The organism is Kitasatospora sp. NBC_00240, assembly GCF_026342405.1.
Lineage (GTDB): Bacteria > Actinomycetota > Actinomycetes > Streptomycetales > Streptomycetaceae > Kitasatospora.
In genome coordinates this window covers 7,547,073-7,568,207 of record NZ_JAPEMU010000001.1, presented here as the reverse complement: position 1 = coordinate 7,568,207, position 21,135 = coordinate 7,547,073, and the positions used below count along the sequence as shown (strand labels likewise).

The following is a 21,135-nucleotide window of genomic DNA, read 5'->3' as shown; positions in this document are numbered from 1 at the left end:
CCCTGGTCGGCGTCGGGGTTCGGGGTCGGACCGGGTCAGCGCCCCTGGTCGGCGGGCCCGTCGCCGTCCCAGTCCGGGTGCTCACGCACCGCCCAGAGCCGGTCGACCGTCCCGGTGCGCATGCCGCGCCGGGCCTCCGGATCGCGGACGGCCATCCAGATGTGGCCCAGCACCACCAGGCCGACCGCCAGCGCCAGCCAGTCGTGGACGAAGGTCGCGCCCGTCCGCCAGACCAGCGGCGCGAGGTGGGTGAACCACATCAGCAGCCCGGTGCCGAGCATCACCAGCGCCGCCCCCGAGATCCAGGCCGCGTACAGCTTCTGCCCGGCGTTGAACTTGCTGGCCGGGCGGCGCGGCGAGCGGCGGCGCACCGCCCGCAGCCACTCGCCGTCCTGCGGGGCGAAGCGGCCCAGCCGGGAGAGGTCCGCACGCAGCGCCCGCGAGCCGAGGCCGAGCAGCAGCGGGACGGGGAGCAGCAGTCCCGCCCACTCGTGCACGACGACCACCAGCCGTCGCCGGCCGACCAGCTGGGCGAGGTCCGGCACGTACAGGCAGGCCGCCGTCACCACGCAGGTCAGCATCAGCGCCGAGGTGCCGCGGTGCACCCAGCGCTCGGCGCGGGCGAAGCGGGCGAACCGGTCAGCCGGTGGGGGCGTCGTCGCGTCCGTTGGAGCGTCCGACCCAGGCGTCGACGTCATAGCCGTAGTGCTCCCAGTAGCCGGGTTGGACGGTGGAGGTGAGGGTGATGCCCGAGAGCCACTTCGCGGACTTGTAGAAGTACATGGGTGCCACGTAGAGCCGCACCGGGCCGCCGTGCGCGTGGGTCACCGGGCCGTCCTCCATCCGCAGCGCGACCAGGACGTCCTCGCGGCGCGCCTGGTCGAGGGTGAGGCTCTCGCTGTAGCTGCCGTCGAAGCAGGTGAAGCGCACCGCGGTGGCGTCGGCACGCACGCCGGCGGCGTCCAGCAGGTGCGACAGCCGAACCCCCTCGAACGGGGTGCCGGGCACCCGCCAGCCGGTGACGCACTGGACGTCGTGCACGATCCTGGTCTGCGGCATCGCCTGCAGGTCGGCGAGGCGCAGGGTGCTCGGCCGGTCGACCAGGCCGTCGACGGTGAGGGTGTAGTCCTCGGCCGTGCGGGTGGGGACGGAGGCCACCACCGAGTAGTAGCGGAACCCGCCGCCCGGCAGCAGGCCGGTCAGACCGGTCGGGTCCTTCTCGCTGACCTTGGACACCACCGTGTCGGCCGCCCGCTGCAGGTAGGGACCGGCCGCGACACCGGCGACGCCCAGGCCCAGCATGCCGAGGATGACGCGGCGCCCGACGGGTGTGCCGCGACCGTCCGGCGCCGGGGGCCCGGCCGGGGCGTCGCCGGGCGCCGGATGCCGGCCTGGCCCGGGCTGACCCGGCCCGGGCGGGGTGCCGTCATCGGCGGGGTTTTCGTTCACCCCTCAATTCGACCAGGTCACCGGCGCCGGGGCCAGGCTCCGGGGCGGGACGTCAGGGTTTCGTCACTTCCTCCGAGCCGGCGGGACGGGCGGGTGCCCGGCGGGGTCGCCCCGCCGGGCCGGGCGACCCGGGTCTCAGCCCAGCCAGGCGTCGCACACCATCCGCCGGCGGTGGTCGACGATCCGCTCCGGGCCGGTGAGGTTGAACCGGACGGTGTGGCGGACATCGCCGCTGGACGCCGCCAGCCGGAGCTCCAGCGCCCCGGGCTCGACGATCCGGTGGCCGGCCCGCCCGGTGAAGGAGGCCAGGTCGGCGTGGAAGCGGAAGCCCACCCGCCGGGACTCGCCGGCGGCCAGCGGCACCCTCGCGTAGCCGACCAGGCGCAGGTCCGGGCGGGTCGTCTGCGCGACCGGATCGTGGAGGTAGAGCTGCACGACCTCGGCGCCGTCGCGGTCACCGGTGTTGCGGACGGTGACCTCGATGTCCGTGCTGCCGTCGGTGGGCAGGTCGCCGGTGGCCGCCGGACCGGGCTCCCAGACGAACGAGGTGTAGGAGAGCCCGTGGCCGAACGGGAAGAGCGGCGTCGGGTCGAGGTTGCTGACCCCGTTGGCCAGGCCGAGCGGCGGCTGCAGGTAGGTCCACGGCTGGCCGCCGGGCCCGTGCGGCACCCCGACCGGCAGCCGGCCGGACGGGTCGACCCGGCCGGCGAGGATCCCGGCCAGGGCGGGGCCGCCCTCCTCCCCCGGGAAGAACGCCTGGACCATGGCCGCCGTACGCCCGGCCCACCGTCCCAGCGCGTACGGCCGTCCGGTCAGCAGCAGGAGCACGACGGGCGTACCGGTGGCCAGCAGCGCGTCCAGCAGGTCCGCCTGGATGCCGGGCAAGGACAGGTCGGCCGCGTCGCAGCCCTCGCCGGAGGTGCCCCGCCCGAAGAGTCCGGCGCGGTCGCCGAGCACGGCGACGCAGACGTCCGCGTCACGGGCGGCCGCCACGGCGGCGGGGAGGTCCGACCGGTCGGACCCGTCGACGTCGCAGCCCGGCGCGAACGTCACCCCGGCGGACGGGAATTCGGCCCGGATCGCCTCCAGTACGGTCGGGATCGCGATGCCGAGCGGCACCTCGGGGTGCGAGACACCGACATGGCTGGGGAAGGAGTAGCAGCCCAGCATGGCGAGCGGGTCGTCGGCACGCGGTCCCACCACGGCGATCCGGGTGGCTCCGGCCAGCGGCAGCGCGCCGTCCCGGTTGGCGAGCAGCACGATCGACTGCTCGGCCAGCCGCCGGGCCAGCGCGCGGTTGTGCGGGGAGTCGAGATCGACGCTGTCGCGGACCAGCTCGGGATCGGTGTGCCCGTCGGCGGCCGGGAGCGCGGGCGGCAGCGGCGACCAGTCGTGGTCGAGCAGCCCCAGCCGGCATTTCTGCAGCAGCACCCGGCGCAGTGCCCGGTCGACCAGCCCCTCGGGCACGGCTCCGGCGCGGACCGCCTCGACGAGTGCCTCGCCGTAGGCGCGGACGGTGGGGAGTTCGACGTCGACGCCGGCGGTCAGGGCGAGGCGGGCGGAATCGGCCCGGTCCGCGGCGACCCGGTGCAGGGTCTCCAGGAATCCGATCCCGAAGTAGTCGGCGACCACGGTACCGCCGAAGCCCCAGGTGTCGCGGAGCAGTTCGGTCAGCAGTTCGGGGTCGGCGGCGGCGGGTACGCCGTCGATCTCGGAGTAGGAGTGCATCACCGAGTCGGCGCCGCCCTCGTGCACGGCCATCTCGAAGGGCGGCAGGATGACGTCGGCCATCTCCCGCGCGCCGGCCCGGACCGGCGCCAGGTTGCGGGCGCCCGCCGAGGCCGAGTAGCCGGCGAAGTGCTTCAGGGTGGCGATGACCCCGGCCGACTGGAGGCCGCGTACGTAGGCCGTCCCGATGGTGGCCACCAGGTACGGATCCTCGCCGATGGTCTCCTCCACCCGGCCCCAGCGCAGGTCGCGGACCACGTCCAGCACGGGCGCGAGCCCTTGGTGCACGCCGACGCCGCGCATGTCCCGGCCGATCCGGTAGGCCATCTCGGCGACCAGGCCCGGGTCGAAGGTGGCGCCCCAGGCGAGCGGGACGGGATAGGCGGTCGCGCCCCAGGTGGTGAAGCCCGCGAGGCATTCCTCGTGGGCGAGGGCGGGGATCCCGAACCGGCCGGCGGCGACGACCTGTTGCTGGGCGCGGGCCAGGGCGAGCGCGCCGACGGCCGGGTCCACCGGCGCGGTGCCGAACGGCCGGGTCAGCTGCCCGAGGCCGCGGGTGATCAGGGACGGGAGGTCGACGGGGTCGCACATCGCGTTCTGGTGCGGGGCGACACCGTCCCCCGCCGCGTCGGCCCCCACCCACACCCCGTACAGCTGGGCCGTCTTCTCCTCCAGGGTCATCCGGCCGATCAGGTCGTCGACCCGTGCCTGCGGGTCGAGGGAGGGGTCGCGCCACGCGCCCGCGGCCGCCGGGACGGGAGGGCTTGACTGGATCGCCATCGAAGGGGGTTCCTCTCGGGGGACGTTGTCGGGGTCGACGACGGAATTCGGGGCACGGCGGCCCTGCCCCACGGGCACGGTCCGTCGTCGGGGCAGGGCTCCGCGCGGGGAGGAGCGCGAGCGTGAGCAAGGGCGCGAACAGGGCCGCGAACAGGGGAGGATGCTGGGCAGGAAGGGCGGGTTCAGCCCTTGACCGCTCCGGTCATGCCGCCGATGATGCGGCGCTCGGCGAAGACGAAGAACGCCAGCGCCGGCAGCATCGAGAGCGCGGTGAAGGCCAGGATGCCCGCGGTGTCCTGCGAGTACTGGGACTGGAAGGTGGCCACACCGAGCGGCAGCGTGAAGTGCGACTGGTCGTTGAACACCAGCATCGGGAGCTGGTAGCCGTTCCAGCTGCCGAGGAACGCCAGGATGGCGACGGTGACCAGGGCCGGCCCCGCCAGCGGGAGCAGGATCCGCCAGAAGAACCCCAGCCGGGTGCAGCCGTCCACCGCGGCGGCGTCCTCGATCTCGCCCGGGATCGCCGCCATGAACGGGCGCAGGACGACGATCGTCACCGGCAGCCCGAAGGCGGCCTGCGGCAGGGCCACGCCGTACCAGCTCTCCAGCATGTGGAGCTGGCGCAGCAGCAGGTAGACCGGCAGGGAGGCGACGCCCAGCGGGAACAGCAGCCCGACGGCGAACAGCGTGTAGAGGCCTTCCCGGCCCCGGAAGACGTACCGTGACAACGCGTACGCCGCCATCGCCCCCAGCACCACGGTGAGGACGGTCGCGGTCACCGCGATGACCGTGCTGTTGAACAGGAACCGCCAGAAGGACGACGAGCCGAGGATCCTGGTGTAGTTGGAGAACACCCAGGGGTGCGGCCAGCCCGTCGGGGATGCGTTGATCTGGGCGTTGCTGCGGAAGCCTCCCAGGACGACGAAGAGCAGCGGCACCGCGGTGACGCCGACCACGAGCAGGGCGGCCAGGTGGCGGGCGGCGGTGGAGAAGGGGGTGCGGAGGTCTCGGCCGGGCGCGGAGGACGCGGACGCCCGGCGGGAGGTGGTGAGGGCCATGGGATCAGTCGACCCTTCCGGACAGGGCCCCGGCGGAGTCGCGTCGCAACGCGAAGCGCTGGTAGAGCAGGGCGAAGACGAAACAGACGGCGAAGAGGAGCACCGCGACGGCGCTGCCGTACCCGAACTGGTACCGGCGGAAGCCGCGGTCGATGACGTAGGTGGCCATGGTGGCGGACGAGCCGGCCGGGCCTCCGAGGGTCATGATCCAGACCAGCTCGAACAGTTGCAGCGATCCGATCACCGAGAGGAAGATCCAGATCCGGATGGTCGGGCCGAGCAGCGGCAGGACGACCTTGCGCGTCGTCTGCCACTGGGTGGCGCCGTCCAGGGCGGCCGCCTCGCGCAGCTCGGCCGGTACGCCTTGCAGGCCGGCCAGGAAGAGGATGATGCCGAAGCCGATGTACTTCCAGGTGGCGACGACGAACAGGGTGTAGAGCACCAGGTCCTGATCGGCCAGCCATTCGTGCACCAGCCCGTCCAGGCCCACGCTCCGCAGGCCCTCGTCCACGGCGCCGCCGGGCTGGAGCATCACCAGCCAGGCCACGGCCGTGATCGCCTCGGACAGCACGTACGGGGTGAAGGCGATCAGCCGCAGGGCCGCCCGGCCGCGGATCCGGCCGTTGAGCAGCAGCGCGAGTCCCAGCGTCAGCGGCAGCTGGACCACGATCGACAGGACGGCGAACTGGATGTTGTGCCGGAGGGCGCCCTGGAACATGGGATCGGCCAGCGCCTTGGTGTAGTTGGCGAAGCCGACGAGCTTGGTCGGCGGCCCGAAACCGTTCCAGTCGAAGAAGCTGTAGTAGACGGCCGCCGCGATCGACACCAGCACGAACAGGACGAACAGCACCAGCGCCGGGGTGAGCAGGAGGGCCAGCTCCCAGCGGCTGCGAACGCTCAGCCGGCGCCCGGTGCGCCGCCGCCTCGTTCGCCCCGCCGGTTCGGCGCCGGGTGCGCCCGGCGGGCGGGCGTCGGTGCGGGAGGCACCGGTGCGGGAGGCACCGGTGCGGGAGGCACCGGTGCGGGAGGCACCGGTGCGGTCGAGGGTGGTCATGGTCAGCCTGCCGAGTTCACGGCCTGGGCGACCGAGCCGGCGTCCCCCTTGCCGGCGAAGAGGTTCGCCACGGCGTCGTTGAGCGCCTGGCCGGCCGCCGTGGGCAGCGCGACGTCGAAGTACACCTGCACGTAGCTGGCCTTGGAGTTGTAGGTGAAGACCTCCTTGACCACCGGGTCCTTGATCGCGGCCTCCGCCGCGGGGTTGACCGGAATGGTCGCGGCCCCGGAGGCGATCAGATCGGTCTGCACCTCGGCGCTGGTCAGGTACTTGAGCAGGTCCGCACAGGCGTCGGCCTGCTTGGTGGTGCAGGAGAAGCCGTCGCCGCCACCGAGCGCGACCGACGGGTCGCCGGCCGCGCCGGCGATCGAGGGGAAGGGGAACCAGCCGAGCTCGGCCTTGTAGGAGGGGTCGTCGGTCAGGCCCTGCATCACGCTCGGGTTCCAGTCGCCCTGCAGTTCCATCGCCGCCTGGCCGGCCGCGACCATGCCGGCCGAACTGCCGGTGCCCTGCTGCGCGGGCGTGCCGTTGAAGCCGGCCTGGAAGGGCTTGAGGGCGATCAGGTCGATCACGTCCTGGCCCGCCCTGGTGAAGCACTGATCGGTGAACTTCGCCTTCGCCACCGAGGACTTGAGCGTGTCGACGCTGCACTCGCGCACGGCGAAGTAGTTGTAGTAGAAGGCGTCGGGCCAGCGGTCCTTGCCGCCGAGGGCGATCGGCACGGTACCGGCGGACTTCAGGGCGGCGACGGCGGACTTCAGCTCGTCGATGGTGGCGGGCGCCTTGGTGATGCCCGCCTTGGCGAACAGGTCCTTGCGGTACCAGAAGCCGACCACGTGCGAGGCGTAGGGGACGCCGTACTGCTTGCCGTCGGACGCCCAGCCCTGGGCGGCCGCCCCGAGCTCCTTGATCCAGCCGCTGGTCCGGGCGGTGATGTCCGCGACCCGGCCGGACTTGGCCTGGGTCGCCAGCAGGCCGCCGCCCTGGTTGAAGTAGACGGCCGGCGGGTTGTCCGACTGCAGGGCCAGCGGGACCTTGGTGGGGAACTGCTCGTTCTGGATCGGGACCACGTCGAGCTTGGCACCGGGGTGGTTCTTCTCGTAGGCGATCGCGGCACGCTGCCAGACCGACCGCAGCGGGTCCTGGGTGCCGTTGTGCCACCAGGTCGTCGCGCCGCCGGCGGCGTCCGATCCGGAGCCACCGCCGCTGCTGCAGGCCGTGACCAGGGCGAGTGCCGCCGCCATGACCAGGGCGCCGTTCGTACGTCTGCGCATGGACATTGTTTCCTCCGTGACAGTCACCGGTTGCGAAAGTTTCGAATTGCGGTCGACGTTCGTCGACATGCAGCGGGGCCAGGACTTGGGGGCGACCAGGACCGAGGCCGACCTCGGACCTCGACACCTTGGAATCCCAAGGCACCGAGGTCATGGAACCGTTGAACCATGGGCCCCGGGCTACGACCCGTGTATCCCCGAAGCTCAGGCACTGGCGGCCACTTGGAGCCGGGGGCCCGAACCGACGCTCGAATGTTTCAGCTATCTTTCGAACGTTTCGGGAAAGCTATGACGCCGCCCGGACGGAGTCAAGAGCCGTGACACGATCGCGCGGGATCGACGGACGAACGTCCCGTCCGGCCGCCGCCGGAGGCCCAGGGGCTACCATTCCTGCCATGAGTGCTGGAGAGATCGAGTTTGGAAGCGGCGAGGTGATCGACCTCGCCGAGGGTTCGGACAGCACACCCACGCTGTCGGAGATCGCCCGCGCCGCCGGCGTTTCGGCCCCGACTGTTTCGAAAGTGCTCAACGGCCGCACCGATGTCGCGCCGAAGACCCGGGCCCGGGTCGAGGAGCAGTTGCGGGAGCTCGGCTACCAGCGCCGGCGCAGCACCGCGCAGCCGTCCCGGCTGCTCGACCTGGTCTTCCACGAGCTGGACAGCGCCTGGGCGGTGGAGGTGATCCGCGGGGTGGAGAACGTCGCCCGCGCGGAGGACCTGAGCATCGTGCTCTCCGAGTCGGCCGGGCGCCTCACCCCCGGCCAGACCTGGGTCGACGGCGTCCTCGCCCGGCGCCCGGCCGGGGTGGTGCTCGTCCTGTCGGACCTCGACGCGGGCCAGCGCACCCAACTGACCAGCCGCGGCATCCCGTTCGTCGTGATGGACCCGGCCGGCGACCCGGCCGACGGCGTGCCCTCGGTGGGTACCAACAACTGGCACGGCGGGCTGGCCGCCACCCGCCATCTGCTCGAGCTCGGGCACCGCAGGATCGCCATGGTCGGCGGCCCCTCCGGCATGATGTGCAGCCGGGCCCGCCTGGACGGCTACCGGACCGCCCTGGAGACGGCGAAGATCCCGGTCGACCCGCAGCTGATCCTGGAGGGGAACTTCCACCACGAGGCCGGCTACACCGCCGGCCGGGAGCTGCTGACCCTCCCCGAACGCCCCACCGCCGTCTTCGCCGGCAACGATCTGCAGGCGCTCGGCCTGTACGAGGCCGCCCGCGAGCTCGGCCTGCGGATCCCGGAGGATCTCAGCGTCGTCGGATTCGACGACCTGCCGCTGGCCCGCTGGGTGGGACCGCCGCTGACCACGGTGCGCCAGCCCCTGGTCGAGATGGCCGAGACGGCCGCCCGGCTCGCCGTCGATCTCGGCCGCAGGCGCCAACCCGCCGCGACCAGGGTCGACATCGCCACCAGCCTGGTGGTCCGGAGCAGCACCGCCGCACCGCCGAGGTGAGCCTCCCGGCGGCCGGCCCGGGCCGGCCGGAGGGGGCCGGGGCGCCGGTGCGAGGACGGCGGGCCGGGCCATGCTCCGACCTGGACTTCGAGAACCGTCCCGAAAGTTTCGATCCCACTGCGCGACCTGCCACCGTCGCCCTGACCTTCGACGACGGGCCGCACCCCGACTCCACGCCCGCCCTGCTGGCCGCCCTGGCCGCCGGCGGCCGGCCGGCCACCTTCTTCGTCCGGGGCGACCAGGCCGAACGCCACCCCGGCCTGGTCCGCGCGATCCACCGCGCGGGCTTCGAGATCGGCAACCACAGCTTCAGCCACCCGTACCTGACAGGTCTGCGGCCGGCCGGGATCGAGGCCGAGATCGAACGCACCCAGCGCACCGTGGCCCGCCTGACCGGCACCAGGCCGGCCCTGTTCCGACCGCCCTACGGCGAGACGAACCCCATGGTCCGTGCGGCGGCCACGGCCGCCGGCCTGACCGAAGTCCTCTGGACGGTGGACACCCGCGACTGGGCCGGCGCCGACCCGGCCGCCATCGCCGGGGCCGTGGCGGCGGCCCGGCCCGGCGACATCGTCCTGCTGCACGACGCCGGAGGCCGGAACACCGTCGACGCCCTCCCCCTCGTCCTGGCCGCCCTCGCCCGCCGAGGGCTGCGGCCCGGCCCCCTCGCCACCGGGGCCTGAGCGGCCTGGGGAGCGCGCCCGGGCGGCCCCGCTCGGCGGACCGGCCGGCAACCGCCCCCTGGCCACCCCGATCCGGCGCCGACGAATTAGGGTGACGGCATGGCTTCCCGTACCCCTCCGGTGGCGCAAAGGTCCGCGAACACGCCGGTCGACGAAGGCACCGGCCGGACCGCCGCCCACGCGACCGCCGGCGTCCAGGCCGGTACCGGCGCGCCGGGTACCGCTCCGACGGGCGCCGCCCCGGGCGGGGCCGACCGCCCGCGCCGCCGGCTCAGCGTGGACGAGCGCCGCGAGCAACTGATCGCCGTGGCCCTGCAGCTGTTCAGCCTCCGCCCGCCGGAGGAGGTGTCGATCGACGACATCGCGGCCGCGGCCGGCGCGTCCCGGCCACTGGTCTACCACTACTTCCCCGGCAAGCAGGCGCTGTACGAGGAGTCGCTGCGCCGGGCCGGGCAGGAGCTGGCCGGGCGGTTCGAGGAGCCGGCCGCCGGCCCGCTGTCGGAGCGGCTGTACCGGGTGATGGGACGCTACCTGGACTACGTGGACAGTCACGGCCCGGGCTTCGCCGCGCTGCTGCGCGGCGGGTCGGTGGCCGCCAGCCCGGGCACGAACGCCGTGATCGACCAGGTCCGGCGGGCCGCGCACGACCAGATCCTGCTGCACCTGGCCGTCGCCGAGCCCAGCGCCGGCCTGCGGCTGACCGTCCGGGCCTGGATCGCCAACGCCGAGATCACCTCGCTGGAGTGGCTGGCCGACCGCGCCGTCCCGCGCGAGGACCTGCAGCTGCGCCTGGTCCAGGAGTTCATCGCCTCGCTGACCCTGACCGCCGCCCGGGAGCCCGCGCTGGCGGTCGAACTGGCCGGGTACTTCGCGGAGGAGCAGCCGGACGGCCCGACCGGCCGGCTGGTCCGCGAACTGGCCGGCCTGTTCGGCGTGCCGGGCCTGGCCGACACGGTGGCGCGGCTGGCCGCACCGCCGGCCGGCTGACCGCCCGCCGCGCGGCGGCTCGGCGCCGTCCGCCCGTCGCCGCCCGGACTGCTTCGGCTTCAGCTGGGACGGCGGCGTCTGATAGAAATTGAGCGCATCTCAGACGATCACGAACGCAGTAGAGCGGGGGGCTCGCCACCATGACCCAGGACGGCTACACCGGCGTGGAGGTGGCCCCGTTCGCGGCGGCCGAGCAGGTCTCCGCGACGCTCGGCAGCCTCGCCGAGGCCTTGCTCGACAACCGGGCCGCACGCTACCCGCTGGCCTCGCTCACCGCCCTCCGGGGCCGGGCGCACGCCGACACCGAGGCTCTCTTCACGGTCCGTCCGGCCGGCGCGGGCCACACCCACCAGGCGGTCCGCGGCCTCGGCACGGTCCTCGCCACGGGGGCGGCCGGCCGGGTTCCCGCGCCGCGCTCCGCGAACGCCGCCGCCGCGCTGCTGACCCGCTTCGGCGGCGGCCCGGTGCGCGGCGTCACGCCCGGCCCCGAAGGCCTGGCCGCCGCGGACTTCGAACTCCCGGTGACCGGTGAGGCCGCGGACCCGGCGCTGCGCCCGGAGTTCACCCCCGCGCTGGCCGAGCTCGCGAGCGGTCAGCAGACCCGCCGACCCGCCGAACTGGCGGCCGGTGCGGGCGCCGAGGCACGGCTGGTCGTCCCGCCGGTCTTCCACCCGCTGACCGCGCCCGAGGCCGGCGGCGACCTGGCCGTCCACCTGGCCGAGGTCGCCGAGGAGCTGTTCAGCGGCACCGGCCCGGCCCGGCGCCGAGACTTCGCGGTGCTCGGTGCCACCCTGGCGGACCTGACCGCCGCAGCCGGCGTGAGCTTCGCCGGCCTGTCCGCGCTGACCGTGGACGGCCGTCCGTCCGACGCCTCACTGGTGGTCTCGCTGACCCGCCACCCCAGCCCGATCCAGGTGCTCGCCACCGAGCTCGCCACCGCCCGCCCGAACGCCGAGGTGTGGACGGTCCTGCTGCCGGCCGGCCCGGCCGCGGTGCTGGTCGAGGGGCGCAGCGTCCCGGTGCCCGGCCGGCTCGCCGCGGACGGCATCCGGCACTGGGCGGTGTCGTCCGTGGTGGAGGCCTTCGTGCCGCTGCCGGACGGCGCCTCGGTGCTCTGCGTCCAGCTCGCCACCGCTCACCGCGAGGACTGGGAGCTGTACACCGGTGTCTTCGCCGAGCTGCTGAAGAGCGTCCAGTTCGCCTGGGACGGTGTGGACGGGCGCGCCACGGCGCCGGTCGCCGCGCAGGCCGCTCCCGTGGCGCCGACCCACCCGGTGGTCGAGGCCGCCGGAGCCGCGGTCGAGGCGGCGGCCGTCGCGGTGGCGCCGGCCGAGCCGGAGCCGCTGCGCGGCACGCCGGTGCGGATCCCGCCCGCCGACTTCAACCCCTTCGCCCCGCAGCCGGACGTCCCGGCGCCGGCCGCCGAGGCCGCCGCCACCGAGCTCGCCTCGGCCGAGCCGGTCCTGAAGGGCACGCCGGTGCGGATCCCGCCGCCGGACTTCAACCCCTTCGCGCCGATGGCCACCCCGCCCGCCGCGGCCGAGGAGGCACCGGCGCTGAAGGGCACCCCGGTGCGGATCCCCCCGCCGGACTTCAACCCCTTCGCGCCGATGCCGGCCGAGCCCGCCCCGGCGGCCGCGCCGACCGCTCCGGCCGCCGCCCAGGCCGCCGATCCCTTCGGCACCGTGACGGCCCCTCAGCAGAGCGACCCGTTCGGCACCACCCTGCCGTCGGCCGCCCCGGCGCCGGTGGCCGCCCCGCCGATGCCCACCACCCCGCCGGCCGCGGTGCCCGCACCGGCGGCCGACGAGGAGCCGGTGCTGAAGGGCACCCCGGTGCGGATCCCGCCGCCGGACTTCAACCCCTTCGCGCCGATGGCCACCCCGCCCGCCGCGGCCGAGGAGGCACCGCCGGCTGCCCCGGAGACCAGCCCGTTCGGCTGATCCGCCGCACGAACGCTTCACCGTACGGCGGGGCCGGCTCCGGTCGGCCCCGCCGCCGCGTGTCCGCCGGGGGGCTGTCCGCCCGGGTACCCGTCCGGACGGCTCCCGTCCGGTCTGCCTGGTCAGCGGCCGCCGTCGGCCGGGTCGGCGTCGAGGTGGAGCTCGACGAGGATGTGCGGGGCCAGTGCGCGCAGGAAGTCGGCCGCGTCGAACATCGCGCCGGCAGCCAGCACCCCGCCCGGCTGCCCCGGCGCGCCGAGCAGGCGCTGGACCGCCTCGACCGCCAGCGGGGCGCTGACCGCGTAGATGTCCTGGCCCCGGGCCACCGCGCGGCGCTCCCGGCCCTCGGCCCGCACCACCACCTCGACCAGGAAGGTCTGCGCCGAACGCCCGCGCTCGTCGACCGGCGCCGGCGGCGGCGCGTCGGGGGCCGACAGGTCCGCGACCGCCTCGGTGGACATGTAGGTGTGGATGTTCCGGACGCTCAGGTGGCGGGGGATGGTCACGCTGTCCGCCATGGTGAACTCCCCCAGCACCGCCCGGTCGCCGACCGGCGCCGGGAAGGCCCACCGGGTGGCCGGGGCCGGTGCCGTCCGGGCTTCCATCCGGCCGTCGGCGAAGACGAGCCGGCGATCGCCCCGCCGCTGCCGGGAGACCCGGCCCGACGCCCTGGTGCCGGCCGTGGGGTGCCAGGTGCTCAGCGCGTAGGCGATGTGCACCTCGTCCGCCGTGTGCCAGTCGTCCATGGCCGCGGTGACCAGCAGGTCGCCGAGGCCGCCGTAGAAGGCCATCGCGGGGACGACGGGCGTCCCGGCGGCGCGGGCCCGGTCCGCGTGGTGCGCGAAGGTGTCGGCGACCGCCTCCAGCTCCGCCGCCACGTCCACGTACGGGATCCCGGCGCGCAGCGCCGCCTCGACGACGGGTGCGGCGGTGGTGGCGAAGGGACCGGCGGCGTTGATCACGGCGGCCGCCCCGGTCAGGGCGCTGTCGAGCGAGGCGGGGTCGTCCACCGACGCGGGACGGACGTCGAGGCCGCCGTGCGACTGCGCCAGCTCCTCGAGCCGGCCGGCGTCGCGCCCGGAGAGGATCGGGGTCAGTCCGCGGTCCAGGAGTTCTGCCACCACGAAGCGCCCGGTGTGCCCGTAGGCGCCGAACACCACCACGGTCGTCCGGCCGTCTGCCCTGCTGTCCAAGAGGTCCATGACGAACATCCTGCCGAGGACTTCAGGCGTCCGGGAGTGTCTGCAATGCCATGCCCCGTACAGTTTCGGACATGAGCATCGTCGCGATCGCCGTCACCGACGGCGTCATGCACTTCGAACTCGCCGCGGCCTGCGAGGTCTTCGGTGTCGACCGGTCCGACGTCGCCGACCCCTGGTACGAGTTCGCGGTCTGCGGTCCGCCCGGCGCGCAGGTCGGCGGGCGCTTCCGGCTCGAACCCGACCACGGGCTCGACCGGCTGGTGCAGGCCGACACGGTGATCGTCCCCGCCTGGGCCGACCTCGACGTGGCCCCGCCGGCCGAGCTGGTGGAGGCCGTCCGCGCGGCCCACCGGGCCGGCGCCCGGGTGGCCTCCCTGTGCACCGGGGCGTTCGTGCTCGCCGCCGCCGGGCTGCTGGACGGCCGGCGCGCCACCACGCACTGGCTGCACGCCGCGGAGCTGGCCGCCCGGTACCCCCGGGTGCGGGTCGACGCCGATGTGCTCTACGTCGACGAGGGCAGCGTCCTCACCTCCGCGGGCAAGGCCGCCGCGATGGACCTCTGCCTGCATCTCGTCCGGCTCGACCACGGCACCGCCGTCGCCAACGCGGTCGCCCGCTGCCTGGTCGTGCCACCCCACCGGGCGGGCGGCCAGGCACAGTTCATCCCCTCCCCGATGCCCGCCCGGTGCGCCGCGCACCCGCTGGCCGAACTGCTCTCCTGGGCGCTGCGGCGGCTCGACCGGCCCATCACCGTGGAGGACCTGGCCCGGCAGGCCAACATGAGTTCACGCAACCTCGCCCGGCACTTCCACGCCACCACCGGCACCACGCCGCTGCGCTGGCTGCTGGCCCAGCGGATCCACCGCGCCCAGGAGTTGCTGGAGACCACCCAGGACAGCATCGAGGCGATCGCCACCGCGACCGGGATGGGCACCGCCACCACCCTGCGCCGGCACTTCAACCGCACCCTCGGCGTTCCCCCCGACACCTACCGGCGTACTTTCCGCAACGACCGGCCGCCGACGGGTCTCGGCTGACGCGCGATCTCCTTGATACGCAGGGCAGTTAGGCACCATGTCCCAGCTCTGCGGCACAACCTCCCCCTTCTTGCGGCACCTTGACGTCGACCCATGGCGGAGGCAGGCCTTCATGACGGACCGTGCCAGGTCCGCGACGCCAAGTGGTACAGACCTATTGCCAGTTGGCGTCACGCTCCCTACCCTCGCTTAGCACAGGACCTCCACGGCAACCCGACGGCCCGAGGCCCCCGCTCCGCGCTGCACCCTGGCCGGAGCCGCACACCGCTCCACGCACCTGACACCTCCCCACAGGTAACGGGGTGGCTCCGGCCCCGTCCGGACGCGCCCCCAGACAGGAGCCACATCCATGCGCAGACGTCGGATCCGAATCCCCCTGCTCGCGGCCGGGAGCCTGCTCGCCCCGCTGATCGCGGTCGCGCTGCCCGCCACCGCGGCCCACGCCGCCTCCCCGACCGCCACCCTGGCCAAGGGCAGCGACTGGGGCAGCGGCTACGAGGGCAGCTACACCATCACCAACGGCTCCACCAGCACGCTCAACGGCTGGACCCTGGAGTTCGACCTGCCGGCCTCCAACACCGTCGCCTCGCTCTGGAACGCCACGTACACCACCGCGGCCTCCCACGTGACGGTCAAGAACCCCGGCTGGGCCGCCACCATCGCCCCCGGTGCCTCGTACAACTTCGGCTTCAACATCGCCTATTCGGGCAGCTACCAGGCGCTGGCGAACTGCAAGCTGAACGGCAGCCCGTGCGGCGGAGTCACCGGACCGGACACCACCCCGCCGAGCACGCCCGGCAACCTGCGCAGCACCGGCAGCACCTCGACCACGGTGGCGCTGGCCTGGAACGCGAGCACCGACGACGTCGGCGTGACCGGCTACGAGGTCTACCAGAACGGTGTCAAGGTCCAGACCGTGACCGGGACTTCGGCCGGTGTCAGCGGCCTGACCGCGGCCACCGCGTACCAGTTCACCGTGCAGGCCCTGGACGCCGCCGGCAACCGCTCGGCCGCCGCCGGACCGCTCGCCGTGACCACCCCGCCGACCACCGTCCCGGACATCACCCCGCCGTCGGCCCCCGGCACCCCCGCGGTGACCTCGACCAGCTCGACGAGCATCTCGCTGAGCTGGGCCGCCAGCAGCGACAACATCGGTGTCACCGCGTACGACGTCTTCAACGGCACCGCGCCGGCCACCACGGTGACCGGCACCACCGCCGCTGTCGGCGGCCTGACCCCGGACACCGCGTACACCTTCACCGTCAAGGCCCGCGATGCGGCCGGCAACATCTCGGCCGCCTCCGCCCCGGTGAGCGCCAGGACACAGGTCGGCGGCGGTGATCCCGGACCGGCGCTGAAGATCGGGTACTTCACCCAGTGGAGCATCTACGCCCGCGGCTACAGCGTGAAGAAGCTGGACACCTCGGGCTCGGCCGGGCGGCTCACCACGCTCAACTACGCCTTCGCCAACATCCACCCGACCACCAAGCAGTGCTTCCTCACCAACAAGGCGGCCGGGACCGACTCCGACCCCAACGCGGGTGACGGCGCCGGCGACGCCTGGGCCGACTACGGCCGGGGCGTGGACGCGGGCAGCTCGGTGGCCGGCACCACCGACACCTGGGACCAGAAGCTCGCGGGCAACTTCAACCAGCTGAAGCAGCTCAAGGCCAAGTACCCCAACCTCAAGATCCAGATCTCGCTGGGCGGTTGGTCGTACAGCAAGTGGTTCTCCGACGCGGCGGCCACCGACGCCTCCCGCAAGGCGCTGGTCAGCTCCTGCATCGACCTGTACCTCAAGGGCAACCTGCCGGTGATCGACGGCCGCGGCGGCGCCGGCAGCGCCGCGAACATCTTCGACGGCATCGACCTCGACTGGGAGTGGCCGAACTCCGACGGGCACCTCGGCAACGTCTTCAAGCCCGCCGACAAGGCCAACTACACCCTGCTCGCCCAGGAGTTCCGCCGCCAGCTGGACGCCCTGGGCGCCACCAACGGCAAGCACTACACGCTGAGCGCCTTCCTGCCCGCCGACCCGCTGAAGGTCACCGCCGGCATCGACATCCCCGGCCTGTTCGGCGCCTTCGACTTCGCCACCGTCCAGGGCTACGACTACCACGGCGGCTGGGAGACCGGCACCAACCAGCAGTCGGCGATCAAGCTCCCGGCCGGCGACCCGAGCCCGGCCGACCGGAAGTTCAGCTCCGAGATCGCCATCAACGCCTACGTCAACGGCGGTGCCCCGAAGAGCAAGCTGACGCTGGGCATCCCGTTCTACGGACGCGGCTGGACGGGCGTGCCGCGCGGCACCACCAACGGCCTCTTCCAGACCGGCACGGGCCCCGGCCCGGGCACCTACGAGGCCGGGTACGAGGACTACCACAAGCTCAAGGACATGGCCACGAGCGGTGGTTACACCATCTACCGCGACCCGGTGGCCGGCTACGCGTACATCTACAACGGTTCGGTCCTCTACACCTACGACGACCCGACCGAGATCGCCCGCAAGACCGCCTGGATCAAGTCCCAGGGGCTGGCCGGCGCGATGGTGTGGTCCTTCGACGGCGACACCGCGAACGGCGAGCTGATGGCCGCCGTGGACAACGGCCTGAAGTAGCGGGCCGATCGGGAGACGGTGCCCGCCGCCCCGGCCGGGGGCGGCGGGCACCGTCGCGGCGTGCCGCGGCGGGCGGCGTAGGACGTCCGGGCGGCTCGCGACGCCGCTGCGGCGCGGTCCGCTCAGGCCGGGTGGCGGGCCAGGTGCACGACGTCCGGCACACCGCGGGCGACCGGGACCTCGTACGTACGGACGTCCGAGAACCCGGCCGTGCGCAGCGCCTCCTCGAACGCGGCGGAGGGCTGCGCGCTCCACACCGCGAGGACGCCGCCCGGCCGCAGCCTGGCGCGGAGCCGGGCCAGCCCCAGCGAGCCGTAGAGGCCCGAGTTGGAGTCGGTGACCGTCCAGTCCGGCCCGTTGTCGATGTCCAGGCAGAGGGCGTCGTAGCGCTCGCCGTCGACGGCCAGGTACTCCAGCAGGTCGGTGTGCAGCACCCGCACCCGGGGGTCGGCCAGCGCCCCCGCCGAGAAGGCGGCCAACGGGCCGTCGCGGTGCCAGTCGATGACGGCGCCCTCCCGCTCGACCACGGCGATCCGGCCCCAGCGCGGCTCGGCCGCGGCGTACGCGAGCGAGAAGCCGACGCCCAGCCCGCCGATGAGGACGCGCGGCTCCGCGACCGCGGTGCCCAGGCTGTCCAGGGCGGCCTGGACCAGCAGCCGCTCCGAGCGGCCGTCGGCGGTGTCCATCAGGAAGCACCCGTTGGCGATGATCTCGAAGTGCTCGCCGCGCCGCCGCAACACCACCTCGCCGTACGGGCCTTCCCGCCGGTCGAGGGTGTCGACGGCATCCGGTCCGTCCCGGTCGGGCAGTGCGGTCGTCATGGTGTCCCCCGGGCTCACGTGTCAGCAGTGGTACGTGGGCGACTCTATCCGAGCCCGGGCGGGCCGGACCGGGACTTTTCGGGGCGGAGAGGCCGGCGGGGCGCGAACCGTGCGGCGCGCGGGTCCGGCCCTACGAGGTGAGCAGCACCCCGGCGTAGGAGACTCCGGCGATCATCACCCAGGAGGCGAGGCCCAGGGCGGCGATCCGCCCACCGGTCCGCATCATGGTCGGCAGGTGGACGGCGCTGCCGAGGCCGAACAGTGCGGCGGCGAGCAGCAGTTCACGGGCGTCCTGGGCGAGGGTGAGGGCTCCGGCCGGGACGGCCCCGGTGCTGCGCAGCGCGATCATCAGCAGGAACCCGGCGACGAACAGCGGGACGACCGGTGGTCGCGTCCCGGCTCCTGAGCGCCCCCCGGAGCTCCCGGGCGCCCCCGCCGTCCCGGTGCCCTCGGTGGCCTCAGTGCCCTTCGCCGTCCCGGCGGTCCGGCGCGGACGCCGGGCGGCGAGGCCGACCCCGGCCACCAGCGGCGCGAGCAGCACCACCCGCATCAGCTTCACCAGGACGGCCTCGCGCAGCGCCACCGGTCCGCCGCTCTGCGCGGTGGCGACCACCTGGCCGACGTCGTGCACGCTCGCGCCGACCCAGCGCCCGAAGCCGCCGTCGTCGAGCCCGAGCGGCTGGTGCAGCAGCGGGAGCACGGCGATCGCCAGGGTGCCGCAGAGGGTGACCAGGGCGACCGAGGCGGCGATGTCCTCCTCCTCGCTGCCGGCGGCCTGGCCGACCGCGCCGATCGCCGAGGCGCCGCAGATCGAGTAACCGGTCGCCACCAGCAGCGACTGGTCGCCGGGCAGGCCGAGCCGGCGGCCGAGCCACCAGGTACCGGTGAAGGTCAGGGCGACGACCGCCAGCACCATCCCGACCGTGGCCCAGCCGAGGCCGAGCACGTCGTCCGCGCCGAGCGCGAGGCCGAGCAGGACGATGCCGAGCCGCATCAGCCGGCGCCCGGCCGTGGAGAGGCCGGGCCGGGCCGCGCCCCGGACGAAGGGGCGCAGGCCCGGCAGGTGGGCGGCGGCGATGCCGAGCGCCACGGCGGCGGTCAGTTTCGGTACGGCCGGCACGAGTTGGTGCACGCCGAGGGCGGCCGCCACGCCCAGGCAGGCCAGCAGCAGGCCGGGGGCGTCCCCGCGCAGCGGCGGGCGGGCGGATGCCCTGGGGTGGGTGCGCAGGGTCAGTGCCACGCCCGGCTCACCCCTCGTCCGCGGGCAGCCGGTAGACGCGCCGGATGCTGGTGCCGAGCCGGCCGACGTCGGCGCCGTAGACGTGCAGGGAGACGGCGAGGGTGGACCCGGCGTTGCGGACCTGGTGGATGTCCCCGGGCGGGGCGAAGGCGGCGACGCTGCCCTGCGGGCCGAGCACGTCCTCGGTGGCGACCAGGCGACCGGTCCGGCCGTCGGAGACCAGCCGGTAGCGGCGTTCGCTCTCCTGGCCCCGGTGGACGCCGGCCACGCACCAGGAGACGTGGTCGTGGATGGGGGTGCACTGACCGGGCAGCCACACCAGGGCGACCAGCGAGAAGCTGCCGTCCGCCTCGGCGTGCAGCACGTGCTGGCGGTAGCGCTCCGGGTCGGCCTCCTGCTGGGCCAAGGTGAGCAGCTGCCCGGCGCCGAGGTGGGGCGCGAGGCGTTCGCCCACCAGGTAGGCGGTGAGTTCGGGTGGCAGGCCCCGGCCGACGACCTCGCGGATCTCGCCGACGAGGGCCCGCATGCGCTCGGTGAGGACGGTCGTGTCGACCGTCGCGGAAGTGGTCATGTCCGCAGCGTCGGCTCGGCCGCCCCGCGACGTCCAACGACGGTTTCTTCGGCTCCCCCTGGCTGAGCTTATGGGTCGGGACGGCCCCGGCCGTGCCCCGGGACGGCTCCCGGGGCACGGTCCGCAGCAGCCCCGCGGGCCGGACGGCCCGGACCGGGCCTGCGGGCCGGGCCTCCCGAGCCCGCCCCGACGGGCCTGGTCAGCAGCCGGACCGGGCCGCCGCGGCCGTCCGCAGGCTGTCCAGCACCAGCGTGGTCGCCGGGATCGCGCGATGCTCGCGCAGTACGAAGGCGCTGACCTTGCGGCGCAGGTGCGGTTCGGCGGTGCGGCCGGTGACCTTGCGGTGGCACATGAAGCTGAGCACCAGGGCGGGCATCAGGGCGACGCCGACGCCGGCGGCGACCAGGCTCTGCACCGCGAGGTTGTCGTCGGTGCTGAACACCACGTCGGGTTCGAAGCCCTGCTCCGCGCAGACGTGCAGGAGGTTCGCCCGGCAGCGCGGACAGCCGGCGATCCAGCGCTCCTCGGCCAGGTCCGCCAGCCGTACGGCGTGCCGGCGGCCCAGCGGGTGGCCGACCGGCAGCAGGACCGTCAGCAGGTCCTCCATCAGCGGGATCTCCTCGACCCCCGCCGGTGGCCCGGCCACCGGGCCGGGGTAGCTGAACGCCAGGGCGATGTCGCACTCCCCGCGCAGCAGGCGGCGGACCGAGTCGGGTGGCTCGGCCTCGTGCAGTTCCACCCGGACGCCCGGGTGCTCGGCGAGCAGCTGGGCGATGGCGGAGGGGATCAGGGTGGCGGTGGCGCTCGGAAAGGCGCAGACCCGGACCCGGCCGGCCCTCAGCCGGGCGAGGGCGGTGAGCTGCTGCTGCGCGGCCGAGAGGCTGCCGAGGATGAGTTCGGCGTGCCGGGCCAGTGCCTCCCCCGCCTCGGTGAGCCGCAGCCCCCGGCCGGACCGGGCGAACAGCGGTACGCCGACGGAGCGTTCCAACGCCTTCATCTGCTGGGTGACGGCCGGCTGGGTGTAGCCGAGCTCGCGGGCCGCCGCCGAGTAGGAGCCGGCCCGCACCACCTCGTGGAAGGTCTTGATGTGACGGGTGTCGAACACTCCCGAAGCATAAGCAAATATTGTGGCGCTCCGGGCGGGTCCCGCTTTTCCCTTTGGTTTCCCGCGAATCCTCGGTCCCCGTGAACCCGCCGTTCCCCACAAGGCCCGCACTCCCCGGCGAACCGTCGG

Annotated in this window: 17 protein-coding genes; 6 read left to right on the top strand and 11 right to left on the bottom strand. The window is 74.2% G+C overall.

Annotation, left to right across the window (positions count from 1 at the left end; genetic code table 11):
* Window positions 1-35: 35 nt before the first annotated feature.
* The 6 genes from OG689_RS32460 to OG689_RS32435 all read right to left on the bottom strand — a co-directional run bounded on the left by OG689_RS32460 (window position 36) and on the right by OG689_RS32435 (window position 7,343).
* Window positions 36-698, bottom strand: a complete 663-nt coding sequence (locus OG689_RS32460; protein ID WP_266324403.1) for a cytochrome b/b6 domain-containing protein — start codon at window positions 696-698, stop codon at window positions 36-38.
* The gene (locus tag OG689_RS32455; RefSeq protein WP_266324402.1) at window positions 640-1,449 is read right to left on the bottom strand and encodes a molybdopterin-dependent oxidoreductase; all 810 of its coding nucleotides are present in this window, start codon (window positions 1,447-1,449) and stop codon (window positions 640-642) included. The genes OG689_RS32460 and OG689_RS32455 overlap by 59 nt, the downstream gene beginning before the upstream one ends.
* Before the next feature lie 135 nt (window positions 1,450-1,584).
* Window positions 1,585-3,957 carry a glycoside hydrolase family 3 N-terminal domain-containing protein gene (locus OG689_RS32450; protein WP_266324401.1) on the bottom strand — a complete coding sequence of 791 codons (2,373 nt, stop codon included), beginning with the start codon at window positions 3,955-3,957 and terminating at the stop codon, window positions 1,585-1,587.
* A 182-nt stretch (window positions 3,958-4,139) separates the two neighbouring features.
* Window positions 4,140-5,015 carry a carbohydrate ABC transporter permease gene (locus OG689_RS32445; protein ID WP_266324400.1) on the bottom strand — a complete coding sequence of 292 codons (876 nt, stop codon included), beginning with the start codon at window positions 5,013-5,015 and terminating at the stop codon, window positions 4,140-4,142.
* Window positions 5,016-5,019: 4 nt separating this feature from the next.
* On the bottom strand, window positions 5,020-6,069 hold the full coding sequence (locus OG689_RS32440) for a carbohydrate ABC transporter permease (RefSeq protein ID WP_266324399.1): 1,050 nt from the start codon (window positions 6,067-6,069) through the stop codon (window positions 5,020-5,022).
* A 2-nt stretch (window positions 6,070-6,071) separates the two neighbouring features.
* Complete coding sequence (locus OG689_RS32435) at window positions 6,072-7,343, bottom strand: extracellular solute-binding protein (RefSeq protein WP_266324398.1); 1,272 nt, start codon at window positions 7,341-7,343, stop codon at window positions 6,072-6,074.
* A 395-nt stretch (window positions 7,344-7,738) separates the two neighbouring features.
* Between OG689_RS32435 and OG689_RS32430 the strand changes: the two genes are divergently transcribed.
* The 4 genes from OG689_RS32430 to OG689_RS32415 all read left to right on the top strand — a co-directional run bounded on the left by OG689_RS32430 (window position 7,739) and on the right by OG689_RS32415 (window position 12,413).
* Window positions 7,739-8,800 (top strand): LacI family DNA-binding transcriptional regulator, encoded by a 1,062-nt coding sequence (locus OG689_RS32430; protein ID WP_266324397.1) that lies wholly within the window; start codon window positions 7,739-7,741, stop codon window positions 8,798-8,800.
* A gap of 47 nt (window positions 8,801-8,847) precedes the next feature.
* On the top strand, window positions 8,848-9,483 hold the full coding sequence (locus tag OG689_RS32425; RefSeq protein WP_266324396.1) for a polysaccharide deacetylase family protein: 636 nt from the start codon (window positions 8,848-8,850) through the stop codon (window positions 9,481-9,483).
* Window positions 9,484-9,582: 99 nt separating this feature from the next.
* The gene (locus OG689_RS32420; RefSeq protein WP_266324395.1) at window positions 9,583-10,470 is read left to right on the top strand and encodes a TetR/AcrR family transcriptional regulator; all 888 of its coding nucleotides are present in this window, start codon (window positions 9,583-9,585) and stop codon (window positions 10,468-10,470) included.
* 140 nt (window positions 10,471-10,610) lie between these two features.
* Complete coding sequence (locus tag OG689_RS32415) at window positions 10,611-12,413, top strand: hypothetical protein (protein ID WP_266324394.1); 1,803 nt, start codon at window positions 10,611-10,613, stop codon at window positions 12,411-12,413.
* A gap of 122 nt (window positions 12,414-12,535) precedes the next feature.
* Here OG689_RS32415 and OG689_RS32410 read toward each other — a convergent pair whose 3' ends face one another.
* Window positions 12,536-13,615 carry a saccharopine dehydrogenase NADP-binding domain-containing protein gene (locus OG689_RS32410; RefSeq protein ID WP_266324393.1) on the bottom strand — a complete coding sequence of 360 codons (1,080 nt, stop codon included), beginning with the start codon at window positions 13,613-13,615 and terminating at the stop codon, window positions 12,536-12,538.
* Window positions 13,616-13,686: 71 nt separating this feature from the next.
* Between OG689_RS32410 and OG689_RS32405 the strand changes: the two genes are divergently transcribed.
* Both OG689_RS32405 and OG689_RS32400 read left to right on the top strand, forming a co-directional pair.
* The gene (locus tag OG689_RS32405) at window positions 13,687-14,652 is read left to right on the top strand and encodes a helix-turn-helix domain-containing protein (RefSeq protein ID WP_266324392.1); all 966 of its coding nucleotides are present in this window, start codon (window positions 13,687-13,689) and stop codon (window positions 14,650-14,652) included.
* Window positions 14,653-15,001: 349 nt separating this feature from the next.
* Window positions 15,002-17,269: a glycoside hydrolase family 18 chitinase gene (locus OG689_RS32400; protein ID WP_323189342.1), complete on the top strand. Its 2,268-nt coding sequence runs from the start codon at window positions 15,002-15,004 to the stop codon at window positions 17,267-17,269.
* A gap of 122 nt (window positions 17,270-17,391) precedes the next feature.
* On the opposite strand, the gene OG689_RS32395 is transcribed toward OG689_RS32400, so the two are convergent.
* From OG689_RS32395 to OG689_RS32380, 4 genes are all read right to left on the bottom strand, one after another.
* Window positions 17,392-18,090 (bottom strand): spermidine synthase, encoded by a 699-nt coding sequence (locus OG689_RS32395; RefSeq protein ID WP_266324391.1) that lies wholly within the window; start codon window positions 18,088-18,090, stop codon window positions 17,392-17,394.
* Window positions 18,091-18,220: 130 nt separating this feature from the next.
* Complete coding sequence (locus OG689_RS32390) at window positions 18,221-19,324, bottom strand: putative sulfate exporter family transporter (RefSeq protein ID WP_266327599.1); 1,104 nt, start codon at window positions 19,322-19,324, stop codon at window positions 18,221-18,223.
* A gap of 13 nt (window positions 19,325-19,337) precedes the next feature.
* The gene (locus tag OG689_RS32385) at window positions 19,338-19,901 is read right to left on the bottom strand and encodes a cysteine dioxygenase family protein (protein ID WP_266324390.1); all 564 of its coding nucleotides are present in this window, start codon (window positions 19,899-19,901) and stop codon (window positions 19,338-19,340) included.
* A 199-nt stretch (window positions 19,902-20,100) separates the two neighbouring features.
* Window positions 20,101-21,006, bottom strand: coding sequence for a LysR family transcriptional regulator (locus OG689_RS32380; RefSeq protein WP_266324389.1), 906 nt, complete (start codon window positions 21,004-21,006; stop codon window positions 20,101-20,103).
* Between the last annotated feature and the right edge of the window lie 129 nt (window positions 21,007-21,135).